General features: G+C 60.0%; 9 protein-coding genes and 1 pseudogene. 5 read left to right on the forward strand and 5 right to left on the reverse strand.

Annotated features, from left to right (window positions below):
- Positions 1-571 precede the first annotated feature (571 nt).
- From plsX to ACVW0R_RS12795, 4 genes are all read left to right on the forward strand, one after another.
- Positions 572-1,663, forward strand: coding sequence for a phosphate acyltransferase PlsX (gene plsX / locus ACVW0R_RS12780; protein WP_011431166.1), 1,092 nt, complete (start codon positions 572-574; stop codon positions 1,661-1,663).
- A 5-nt stretch (positions 1,664-1,668) separates the two neighbouring features.
- Positions 1,669-2,676, forward strand: a complete 1,008-nt coding sequence (locus tag ACVW0R_RS12785; RefSeq protein WP_011431165.1) for a beta-ketoacyl-ACP synthase III — start codon at positions 1,669-1,671, stop codon at positions 2,674-2,676.
- 19 nt (positions 2,677-2,695) lie between these two features.
- A complete protein-coding gene (gene fabD / locus ACVW0R_RS12790) occupies positions 2,696-3,565 on the forward strand; it encodes an ACP S-malonyltransferase (protein ID WP_457502155.1) in 870 nt (289 codons plus the stop codon).
- Positions 3,566-3,689: 124 nt separating this feature from the next.
- Positions 3,690-4,430, forward strand: a complete 741-nt coding sequence (locus tag ACVW0R_RS12795; RefSeq protein ID WP_011431163.1) for a hypothetical protein — start codon at positions 3,690-3,692, stop codon at positions 4,428-4,430.
- A 4-nt stretch (positions 4,431-4,434) separates the two neighbouring features.
- Here ACVW0R_RS12795 and ACVW0R_RS12800 read toward each other — a convergent pair whose 3' ends face one another.
- Complete coding sequence (locus tag ACVW0R_RS12800) at positions 4,435-6,552, reverse strand: DEAD/DEAH box helicase (protein ID WP_071813564.1); 2,118 nt, start codon at positions 6,550-6,552, stop codon at positions 4,435-4,437.
- Between the two features lie 76 nt (positions 6,553-6,628).
- Positions 6,629-7,654 carry an ABC transporter permease gene (locus tag ACVW0R_RS12805; RefSeq protein WP_011431161.1) on the reverse strand — a complete coding sequence of 342 codons (1,026 nt, stop codon included), beginning with the start codon at positions 7,652-7,654 and terminating at the stop codon, positions 6,629-6,631.
- Positions 7,655-7,852: 198 nt separating this feature from the next.
- On the opposite strand from ACVW0R_RS12805, the gene ACVW0R_RS12810 reads away from it, so the two are divergent.
- The gene (locus ACVW0R_RS12810) at positions 7,853-8,833 is read left to right on the forward strand and encodes an NAD-dependent epimerase/dehydratase family protein (protein ID WP_414389557.1); all 981 of its coding nucleotides are present in this window, start codon (positions 7,853-7,855) and stop codon (positions 8,831-8,833) included.
- A gap of 61 nt (positions 8,834-8,894) precedes the next feature.
- Here the strand turns inward: ACVW0R_RS12810 and cobW are convergent, their stop codons facing one another.
- The 3 genes and pseudogenes from cobW to ACVW0R_RS12825 form a co-directional block, all read right to left on the reverse strand.
- The gene (gene cobW, locus ACVW0R_RS12815) at positions 8,895-9,953 is read right to left on the reverse strand and encodes a cobalamin biosynthesis protein CobW (RefSeq protein WP_011431159.1); all 1,059 of its coding nucleotides are present in this window, start codon (positions 9,951-9,953) and stop codon (positions 8,895-8,897) included.
- 131 nt (positions 9,954-10,084) lie between these two features.
- Complete coding sequence (gene psbC, locus ACVW0R_RS12820) at positions 10,085-11,434, reverse strand: photosystem II reaction center protein CP43 (RefSeq protein WP_041438536.1); 1,350 nt, start codon at positions 11,432-11,434, stop codon at positions 10,085-10,087.
- A 214-nt stretch (positions 11,435-11,648) separates the two neighbouring features.
- Positions 11,649-11,743: pseudogene (locus tag ACVW0R_RS12825) on the reverse strand (photosystem II protein D2); the annotation flags it as partial.

Consider the following 11,743-nt stretch of genomic DNA (forward strand, 5'->3'; position numbering starts at 1 on the left):
TCAGCGTCGCGTAGTGACAACGGAAACGGACAGAATGCTATCGCTTCACCGCTGAGCAGTAATGCTCAGCAGTGTTCAGCGTAAATGTATCAGCTGTGTCCTGTCGTCTTCCCAAGCAGGCAGGCAGTGCCCACACATTCCTTTTGACACAAAAGGATAGCTTGGTAGCCCCGTACTTGAGGACGGGGCGGAAAAGCCCTTGAGCCACTTTAGTTGCTTCTTTAGAGCTTCTCCAGGAAAACAACCTACTGCGGTGCCAAACCCGCGCGGCAATGACTAACCTGGAGGAACTGAAGTCCTCCGAAGTAAGCAGAACTTTGAGGTTATGCCTCAAAAGACTATCTAGGGGCGTCTTGACAGCGCCTTCGCCAGTCCATTTTGGGCTGCGTAAGAATCCCCTGCCTTCAGGCGCTGGGAGTGTCAAGGGCTTGACGGCCTCAACCAAAGAGAGCAAATCTGGTAAAATTCGGTAGCGCCTTGTAGATAGCGGGATCCCAACTTCTCGAGGCAGAGGAGCAGCGGAGATCCCCGCATTTTATCTGTCAGGAGTGTTCCAGTGTGAGGTCAGCTCGTGCGAATTGCAGTTGATGCGATGGGAGGTGACTACGCTCCCGAAGAGATCATCAAGGGCGCCCTGCTGGCCCATCGCTATCTTCAGGTGGGGATTGCGCTGGTCGGCCGTCCAGACGCGCTTGAGCCTTTCTTGCCCCGGCCCCTGCCTCCTGGGATCACCGTCGTGCCCGCTGAGGAGGTAGTGGGCATGGCGGAAGAGCCCCTGGCGGTGCGCAGGAAGCCGCAAGCCTCTATCAACGTCTCCATGCAACAGGTGCGCGCCAAGCAGGCAGATGCAGTGGTGGCTGCCGGCAACACTGGGGCTACGATGGCCGCTGCCTACCTCAACTTGGGCCGATTGGCGGGGATCGACCGCCCGGCCATCGGTGCTCTTTTGCCCACTTTGAAGGGCAAGCCGGTCTTGCTTTTGGATGTGGGAGCCAACGTGGACTGCCGGCCCCGCTTCTTGGAACAATTTGCCCGCATGGGATCCCTCTACTGCCAGTGCGTGCTGGGGATTGAGAAGCCGCGGGTGGGCCTGCTCAACATTGGCGAGGAGCCCAACAAGGGCAACGACCTGGCCCTGGCCACCCATCAGCGCCTGACCCAGTTGCCGGGGATTCACTTTGCCGGCAACGCCGAGGGGCGAGACGTGCTGACGGGGGACTTTGATGTGGTGGTGTGCGACGGCTTTGTGGGCAACGCCCTGCTCAAGTTTGCCGAGAGCGTCGGCCAGGTGATCACCCAGGTGCTGCGGGAGGAGTTGCCCCGCGGCTGGCGTGGCAAGCTGGGCTGCTGGCTGCTGCAGCCCAATCTGAAGCAGGTGAAGCGGCGCATGGACTATGTGGAATACGGCGGCGCTTTGTTGCTGGGGGTGAACGGCATCTGCGTCATTACCCACGGCAGCTCCAAGGCGGCGATGGTCTACCATGCCATTCGCCTGGCCAAAGAGGCGGCGGAGCAGAAGATCCTACAGCGGCTGCAAGCGGAAATGGCCGACTCTCACCCATCCAAAGTCAATGCCGGAGAGAATGCTCCTCCTCTGGCCTCAGCCTCTAACCCCAGTCCAGAAGCCCTGCCGGTAGGATCCCTGGATCGGGTGGAAGGATAGCGTTCATGCCCAGCAATGGCCTCCCGAGCGTGCGGCTGGTGGGGGTGGGGGCTGCCCTGCCGACTCCCTGCCTGAGCAACGACGACCTCAGCCAGATCGTGGAGACTTCCGACGAGTGGATCTGGCCCCGCACCGGCATTCGCCAACGGCGCATCCTGCCCCCCGACCTCAGCCTGGTGGATTTGGCGGCGCAAGCGGCAAAGGCTGCCCTGGCGCAGGCCGGCATCCCGCCCCAGGAGCTGGATCTAATCCTCCTGGCCACCTCCACCGGCGTCGATCGCTTCGGCTCCGCTCCGCGGGTGCAAGCAGCGCTGGGGGCGACACGGGCGGTGGCTTTTGACCTGACGGCAGCCTGTACAGGGTTTGTGTTTGCTGTGGCCACGGCGGCCCAGTTTCTGCAAACCGGGCTGTACCGGCGGGCGCTGGTGGTGGCGGCGGACGTACTCTCTCGCACAGTGGACTGGACAGATCGCACCACCTGTGTCCTATTTGGGGACGGGGCAGGGGCGGTGGTGCTGGAAGCCGCAAGAGAGGGGGACGGCGGCATCCTCAGCATCGAGCTGCGCAGCGATGGCAGTGGCAGCGAGCTGCTCAGCCTGGCCATGGCCACCGAGGCCAGGCCCCTGGTGGGATCCCTGCAGGTGGGTCAATACCGCTGCTGCCCCATCGCCATGAACGGCCGTGAGGTGTACAAGTTCGCCGTCCAAGCGGTGCCGGAGATTATCGAGAAGGCTCTCTTTCGAGCTGGGATTGCCGCAGCAGCCGTGCAAGGCTACTTCATCCACCAGGCCAACCAGCGCATCCTCGATGCTGTGGCCAAGCGGCTGCAGTTGGATCCCCAGCGGGTGGCCAGCGTTCTGGAGCGCTACGGCAACACCTCCGGCGCCTCGGTGCCGATTGCGCTGGCCGACTGGATTGGCCAAAGGCGGTTTGGCCCTGGGGATTTGGGGGTGATGGCTGGCTTCGGCGCCGGCCTCACCTGGGGAGCAATTGTCTTTCGTTGGGGCAGATGAGTTGGAGAGTATTGAACTGATGAGCGTTGCCTGGATCTATCCCGGTCAGGGATCCCAAGTCGTGGGCATGGGAAGGGATTTACAAGATTGGCCAGGGGCGGCCCGCAAGTTGGCTGTGGCCCGCGAGGTGCTGGGATGGGATCCCCTGGCGCTCTCGGAAGAGCAGATCCATCAGACCGGCTACACGCAGCCGGCTTTATTCACTGTATCGGCCCTGCTGACGGACTATCTCTACGCTCAGGGTCAGGTTCCCGCCTGTACAGCCGGCCACAGCTTGGGAGAATATAGCGCCCTCTACGCCGCGGGGGTATTTGATTTTGAGACTGGCCTGCGGCTGGTGGCGCTGCGGGGCCAGTTGATGGAAGCTGCAGGGGATCCCCCCGGCAGCATGGCGGCGCTGATTGGGTTTGATCGCGACAAGCTGGAGCACCTGTGCCAGATGACTCCCGATGTGGTCATTGCCAACGACAACAGCCCGGATCAGGTCGTGATCAGCGGCTCGGTCGAGGGGGTGCAGGCCATCTGTGAGCAGTTGCAGGCCAAGCGCACCGTTCCCCTCAAAGTCAGCGGCGCCTTCCACTCGCCCTTGATGCAGGCGGCGGCGGAAACCTTTGCCCACACCTTGCGCGAGGTTGACTTTCAGGCTCCGCGAGTGCCGGTCTACAGCAATTGCACGGCTGCCGCTAGCCGAGATCCCCAGGTCCTCAAGCAGGCACTGCTGTCTCAGATGACTGCCCCAGTCCGCTGGCGAGAAACGGTGCTGCAGATGGCCGCCGACGGCATCCGAGAGGTGTGGGAAATCGGCCCTGGCAATGTGCTGACGGGCTTGGTGAGGCGAACGGCACCTGCCCTGGGACGGTGCAACATCAGCAGCCTCAGCATCGGCTAAGGGATCCCGGCAGCCCTGTTGCTGCAAGTTGCGTTGCTAGCTCCTCAAGGGAGAAGGGCTGCGGGTGAGGAAACCTCCCCAAACAGCAGTTAGGATCAATGAAAACCTGTTTCTGGGGCCGACGATGCCGTCTTCTCCCCCTCGCCAGCTTTGGGTCAATGCTTTTCCCGCTTTGGCTGGCCTTGCCGTGGCCCTCGGCAGCCTGGGATCCGGCGGATCCCTGTGGCAGTCGGGGGCAGCCGCTTTGGCTACGGGCATGACCGGCTACCTCGCCTCCGCCCTGGCTGGGAGTGAGTCCAAAGCCAAAATCCACCTGCTGGAGCAATCTCTGGAGCACCTCAAAAGCCGGCAAGAGCTAGGTTTACAGCACCTGCAAAACGAGCTGGCCGATCTGCGGGCTGCTCTTGCCAATTGGACACCCCTTCGGCAGGAAGAGAAAGCCGGCGATGGAACTGATGCTCAAACCTATTTTGAGTTGGGATCCCAGATCCAAGCTCAGCAAGAATTGCTTTCACAATTGCGTACAGAAGAGCAGAATCTAAAAGCCTCAATAGAAGACTTGCAAGCCAAAAAACAAGAGCTTGTACAACTTTTGAAAGAGTACGTTGCGAAAATTGACCAACTCCGCTGCAAACGGGATCTTTTGGCCCAAGAGATCGCCCGCCTTAATCAAGCTCGCCAAGCAACAGGCTGCAGCAACTTTGCCGCCCACCCCTCTGGGTTTGGAAAGGGATCCCTGGGCTTCAGCTCCGTTTCTGCCACCGCCTACGACGAAATTCTTGCAGCTATTGAGGAGCGAGTAAACGACTTGGACGACATGGCAAAAGCGATGGCAGAGCTGAGCTCGCTCGAGGGCAGATGGTAGCCTATCAGACGCCTTCCGAGTCCGGATCTATTTCATGAATTCGCCGCAGGGATCCCTTATTAAAGGCCGGGAAGCGTAGATAGGGGTACTGTTCCTTGGCCTGCTGCAGCTCTTGAAAGGCGGGGGCCAGGTGGTCTTGGGGGGAGATCCCTGTCACGACACACCAGATCTTGGTGCGTGTCAAGGCCACAAAAGCTTGGTTGCGCCGGCGCAGTTGCTCTTCCACACTGAGCCCCGGTTCGGTGGCGTTTTGAAACTGGCAAACGTAGACTTTCCAAGCTTCATTGCCTTTGGCCCGGAAGATCCCCGCTAGGGTGACATGCCCCGGCAAGCGGAAAATATCCTGACCGGCATCTTCGCCGGCTATGAGAGCTCTAATTCCTCTTTGTTTGAGCTTGGCCTTCAGGCTTTCCCAATAAGGTCTGCTCTTCTTGAAGCTGCCTACACCGGTAACCAGGAGATCCTCCGGCTGAAAACTCCACTGCTTCAGGTCGCGCTCGATTTGTTGGGCAATCCAATTCTGCTCCTCTTCCTCAGAAGGGAAGGTGCGCCAGATTAGCAGCGATTGCGGATCCACCTTGGGCTCAAAGTCTTCTTGATCGATGGGATGGCAAGCCTTGCGGGTGAGGGTAATTGTGGATCCAGGCTTACGAAAATCGCCTTCTACCACTTCGTAACCTAAATTTTCCCACTGCCCTTTTTGAGTAACTCCCTGCAAAGGCTGGTCTCCACGCAAAAGACCCATGTTGATGGCATGGGCAGCCATGAGAATAATCTTCGGAGTGCGGTAGCAATGGGGCAACACAGTGGCCCGCCCTCCCAACTGCACTTTGGGCTTGCCTGTCTCGTCGCGCCCGAATAGCTCGGCTATTCCTGGCACCGTCAGCGAGCCAATGCCCTGGGCTTCGTCATAGGCCCAATAGAGCCGTTTGGGATCCCGTAAAGCCCGATAGGCTAAACGGTAAAAGGCAGGGGGCAAATCTTGACCTTCATCGATCAAAATAACATCGAAGAGCTGAGGGATTTCCTTGGCTTCTTTTTCTAACTTTTCGCAGACGTAGTCGAAGGGCTCAGTTGTATAGTCATTTTTATCCCTTAGCTCTGCCTTTGCCCGCTCCAAGCTTTTGGGCGTTAAGCCACATTCGTTAGCGAGCAATCGATAGAACCCAGTTTGATTTTGGGATCCCCAGGCGTGCATCACCTGGATCTTTTTCCAGTCCGGCTCAAGGTCAAACTTGCTCTGACAGACCTTTGAGATTTGCTCGCGAATTTGGTGATAGAGAGAGCGGGTGTAAAAAACTACCGCAATGTCCCAATCGGGGTGGTCGGCGTGGATCTTGGCCGCTCTGCGAGTCAAGACTACCGTTTTGCCTGTCCCCGCCAGGCCCCGCAACCGCTGTGGCCCCTCAGGATATTGGGTGGCAATTTTGCGTTGGTCTTCATCAAGCTTAAAGATCTGCTCTTGGACGCGACGGATCACCGCCTGGGGATCGTAGCTGTAAGATATTGGGTCATCGCCGGGATCCCCCAACTTTATTCCCAACGTTTTGAGGATCACTTCCCATTCTGTGGCGTTGAGAGGAGCGCCATTGGCCTTTTTGGCCGCATACAGAGTCTGCCGCAACTGCTCTGGATGCTCCAAATCATCTGCAAAAAGCAGCGCCCCGAGAAACGGGGGATCCCCGAAGCGCTCCTGCCATTCTTGTCGCCGAATGCGAGGCAAAGCCAGCCGATATTGCCAGGCAACGCGAGCTTGGAGAGGCCGGGTTTCCGGATTTTGCTGCAGCCAATTCTTGATCTGAAACATTTGGTTATCGGCCTGCCCCAAGGGGGTCTCGGTTTCCCTGTGCCACTCCCGCATGCGCCACTGGCTGCCGTCGATGGCTTCGATATTGTAAAGGTTGCAGCCCTTACACTCGAAAACCCAAAAGCCCAGTTCAAAATGAATCAATAGGATGTCGGGCTTGGCCGTGACGTGGCCCTGATGGTTATAGATACTGAACTGATGGAGGAGGTAGCCGGGATCGGATCCCAGGGCCTGCCGCAGCGCATTCCAAACCACTGCTTCCGCAGCTACCCCAGGTAAGCTGTCGTCCAGAGCGCCGTCGGGTTGAAAGTGCATGGGGGATCCCTCGTTTTCCAACTTGAACCCAATGTACAACAGGAAACCTGAGCTCTTGGGGAAGGATCCAAAGCCCCTAAAGCAAAGACTCAGGTCGGATCCGGGGATCCACCCACATCAAGAGCAGATCGGCCAACAAATTGCCCAGAATGAGCATCACGGCCCCCAGCAAAAGCCCGGCCATCACCACGTTGATGTCGAAGCTCTGGACCGCTTCCAAGAGCAGCTTGCCCAGCCCCGGCCAGTTGAAGAAAAACTCGGCAATAAAAGAGCCGCTGAGCAAATTGGCAAACTCAAAGCCCAAGATCGTGATCAAGGGGTTGACGGCGTTGCGCAATGCATGCAGCCAGATCACCCGCCATTCCGGGATCCCACGCGCCCGCGCCGCCTGGATGTATTCCTGCCGCAGCACGTCCAAGAAGTTGCCGCGGGTAATCCGCTGCAGCCCGGCAAAGCTGGTGATGCTCAGGGCCAGCGTGGGCAAGAGCAGGTGACGGCCCAGATCCAGCAGCTTTCCCCCCCAACCCAGCTCGGCAAAATAAACACTGGTCATCCCGCCCACCGGCAGCCAGCCCACGTTTTGGGCCACGATCAGCAGCAAAATGGCCAGCACAAAGCTGGGCATGGCCTGCCCCAGGTAGCTGAGCAACTGCAACGCCCGATCCAGAGGAGTGTTCTGCTGCAGCGCCCCCAGGATCCCCAGCGGAATGGCGATCATCCAAGTCAGCAAAACGGAGCACACTGCCAACAGCAGGGTGGCGCCGGCGCGGGAGAGGATGAGCTGCGCTACTGGCACGCGATAGGTGTAGCTGACGCCAAAATCCCCCTGCAGCAGATTGCCCAGCCAGGTCAAATACTGCCAAAGCAAGGGTTTATCCAAGCCCAGCCGCGCCTCTTCCTGGGCGATAAACTCCTGGCTGATACTGGGATCCGCCCGCAAGGGATCCAAAAAATCGCCGGGGGCCAGTTGCAGGAGCAAAAAGCTGAGCACCGTGATCAGCAGCAGCACCGGCACCGCTTGGACCAGCCGCTGCAAAACAAGGGCTAGGGGAGGCCAAAGGCTGAACACCCGTCCAGCAGGGGGAGAAGAGGTTGCGGCCACAGGCAGAAGTCGAGTTGAGCGAGGTCCAAATCTCCCTGGGAGTGGGATCCCTGTCGAACTATGCTGCCATTCTCGCGGCCAAATTTCCAGGTTGCTGCCTGGCTTGGAACAGGGCGCAGTTGCCCGTTAGGGGAATTGGGGGTTAAGCCAATCCGGCAGGCGCAAGCTAAGGCGGTAGACTAGTCAGAAGCTTTTTCGATGAGTTGCCGTTGGGAAGATCTCTTGCGAAACCTGTTTCTTACCGGCGCTAGCGGCTGTCTGGGGCATTATGTGTTGGAGCGCCTGGCCCAACAAAGGGATCCCGAGTTTCCGGAGCAGCCCGCCTACCACCTGTACATTCTTATCCGCAACCCCAGCCGCCTGCGGTTGCCCCCGGAGCGTTTGCCTGCCCCCATCACCCTGGTGGCCGGCGATCTCCTGCGCATTCGGGAACACGCCGCCCTGCTGCGGCAGATGGATGGGTTGATCCACATGGCGGCGGCTTGGGGGGATCCCACCCTGACCTGGGCGGTGAACGTCACCCACACCTTGGAGTTGCTCAGCTTGTTGGATCCGGAGCGCTGTCAGCAGGTGATCTACTTTTCCACTGCCAGCCTTTTGAATCAAGCGTTAGAACCTTTGGCCATCGCCGGCCAGGCCGGCACCGACTACATCCGCAGCAAGTACGCGATGCTGCTGCGACGGCAGGAAAGCAGCTTCTGGCCAGATCGCCTGCTCACCCTCTACCCCACCCTGCTGTTTGGCGGCAGCCCCCACCACCCCTACTCCCACATCACCGCCGGCCTCAAGGAGGTGCTCCGCTGGCTGGATTTGATCCGCTTTTTGCGGGTGGATGCCAGCTTCCACTTCATCCACGCTGCCGATGTGGCCGAGATGGTGGCCCATTGGGTGGCCCATCCGCCGGGGGGAGGGGATTGGGTGTTGGGCAACCCCCCCTTGTCGGTGGATGAATGCGTAGAGCAGGTGTGCGCCTATTTTAAAAAACGGATTTATTTCCGCCTGCCCCTGCCCATCGGCCTATTTCGCGCCCTAGCCTTCCTACTTCGGGTGCGACTTTCGGCCTGGGATGAGTACTGCCTGCGCCACCGCCACTTTGTCTATCCGGCCCTCTCCCCAGCAGCGCTGGGCTTGCCCTGCCGCTTCCCTACCGTAGCCTCTCTTCTCGACGCCTACCTCTAGGCCACCTTTGATAGAGTCACGCAACTCCCCTCTCCCCAGGGGTAAGGGATCCCGACAGGGATCAGCCGGCAGAGGCCACTGCTTCTCTGTGAGCCAAGCCTTGAAGCTGAGCAGCAATGCGCTCCCGGTCGAGCCTCTGGCCGATGAACACCAGGCGGGTCAACCGCGGCTCTTGCGGGCGCCAGGGGCGGTCGTAGTAGGTCTCAAATCGGGATCCCACCCCCTGCAGCACCAGGCGCATCGGCTTGTGGGGCACGGCCACAAACCCCTTTACCCGGTAGAGGCATTCCTCTTGAGCCAGTTGACGCAGTTGGGCAACTAGGGATCCCGGCTCATAGCTGCCCTCCAGGCTGAGGCAGAAAGACTCAAAAGCTTCGTGCTCGTGCTCCTCCTCGAAGTCGTGGTGGCTGGGGCGGCGCTCCAACTGATCCTCCACCGCCGCCTGGAAGCCCAAGAGCACTTCTGGGGCAACCTGGCCCCGCTCACAGGGGAGAACTCGAACCTCAGGGCGCAATTGTTGCCGCAGCCAGCTCTCCACCTGGGTTCGCTCCTTCGGCGTGATCTGATCCACCTTGCTCAGCAGCACCAAATCAGCGCAGCTCAACTGATCCTCAAACAGCTCCTCAATGGGAGTCTCGTGATCCAGGCTCTCATCGGCCTGACGCTGCGCCTCCAGCGCCGCCAGATCCCCCACCAGTTGCCCAGAAGCCAGGGCCTGGCCATCCACCACTGCAATCACCGCATCCACCGTGGCGCCGGTGCGAATGGTGGGCCAGCGGAAAGCCTGCACCAGCGGCTTGGGCAAGGCCAATCCTGAAGTCTCAATCAGGATGCAGTCCAGCTCTGCCCGCCGCCGCAGCAGAGCCTCCATGGTCGGCAAGAACTCCTCCTGCACCGTGCAGCAGAGGCAGCCGTTGGCCAGCTCCAGAATGGGGATGGAGCCCCCTCCCTCGCAGAGTTGGCAATCCCGCAGCAGTTCGCCGTCGATGCCCACTTCGCCAAACTCATTGACCACTACGGCGATGCGGCGGCCCTGGTTGTTGAGCAAAAGGTGACGGATCAAAGTGGTCTTGCCGGATCCCAAAAATCCGGTGATGACCGTAACCGGAACTTTGTGCATCTCGATTTGCGCATTCGGCCTTCCCAGTCTCTACCCGTGCTTCCCTCTCTGTCCATCCCGGCAGGGGGGATCCCCAAAGAAAGGCCCCCTGCCGGGGGCCAAAGGTTGTGATCTCCGAGAGACTTCCGGGCTTATCGGATCGGCTTCATCCGGTAAACCGGCTCGTTCTCGCGGCTGATCCCCTTCTCAAAGCCGGCAGCAGCGGCGCGCGCGCGACCAGCATGCCACAGGTGACCGACGAAGAACAGGAAGCCGAAGATGAAGTTGTGGGCTGCCAGCCAGGTGCGCGGGCTGGTGAAGTTCACCGTGTTGATCTCGGTAGCCACACCCCCCACCGAGTTCAGGGATCCCAGCGGCGCGTGGGTCATGTACTCTACCGCACGGCGGGCCTGCCAGGGTTGGATGTCGTTCTTCAGCTTGTCCAGATCCAAGCCATTGGGGCCCAGCAGCGGCTCTTTCCAAGGGGCCCGCACATCCCAGAAGCGCATCGTCTCACCGCCGAAGATGATCTCGCCCGTGGGAGAGCGCATCAGGTACTTACCCAGACCGGTGGGGCCTTGGGCCTGGCCGATGTTCGCCCCCAGGCGCTGGTCGCGCACGATAAAGGTGAGGGCTTGGGCTTGCGAGGCTTCCGGGCCGGTGGGGCCGTAGAACTCGCTGGGGTAAACGGTGTTGTTGAACCAGATGTAGCAGGTGGCAATAAAGCTCATCAGCGAGACCGCCGCCAAGCTGTAGGAGAGATAGGCCTCTCCCGACCAGATAAGAGCACGGCGGGCCCAGCCAAAAGGCTTGGTGAGGATGTGCCAGATCCCACCGGCAATGCAGATGATGCCGATGTAGATGTGGCCGCCGATCACATCCTCCATGTTGTCCACGCTGATGATCCAGCCGTCGCCGCCAAAGGGAGACTTGAACAGGTAGCCGAAGATGACCGCCGGGTTGAGCGTGGGGTTGGTGATCACCCGCACGTCGCCACCCCCCGGAGCCCAGGTGTCATAGACGCCACCAAACCACATGGCCTTGGCCACCAACAGGAAAGCCCCCAACCCCAACAGGATGAGGTGGATCCCCAAGATGGTGGTCATCTTGTTCTTGTCTTTCCAGTCGTAGCCGAAGAAGGGGAAAGACTGCTCCAGGGTTTCCGGGCCGCGCACGGCGTGATAAATGCCTCCCAGACCCAGCACCGCGCTGGAGACCAGGTGCAGCACACCGATCACAAAGTAGGGGTAGGTATCGATCACCTCGCCGCCTGGGCCAACTCCCCAGCCCAAAGTGGCCACGTGGGGCATCAGGATCAGCCCCTGCTCGTACATGGGCCGATCCGGCGTGAAGTGAGCCACCTCAAACAGCAGCATCGCTCCCGCCCAGAAGACGATCAGGCCGGCGTGGGCTACGTGAGCGCCCAAAAGCCGACCGGAAAGATTGATCAAGCGAGCATTCCCGGCCCACCAGGCGAACCCGCCCTGGGTGCGATCCTGCATCGCTGCGGAACCAAACGTCGTTGAAGTCACTGAGGCCAGCCTCCGAAAACAGTAAAGGTCACAGTACAGCAAAAGATATGAGGTGAAAAGCAAAGGAGCTTAGGAATGGCCGAGCGCCTACCCATCCAATCCAAGACTTGAATAGGCGAACGCTCGGCCTCGGCTCTCACGTAAAGGATCGAGAGAACTCAAGCGTTCGACAGCCAGCGCCAGTTTAGAGCGCGTTGCCGCGGGGCAGGACTTCCTCGGGGAACTCAAAGCGCTCGTGCGGCTGGTCCTGCGGCGCCATCCAGGCCCGAATCCCCTCGT

It is taken from the genome of Thermostichus sp. MS-CIW-15 (assembly GCF_054060575.1).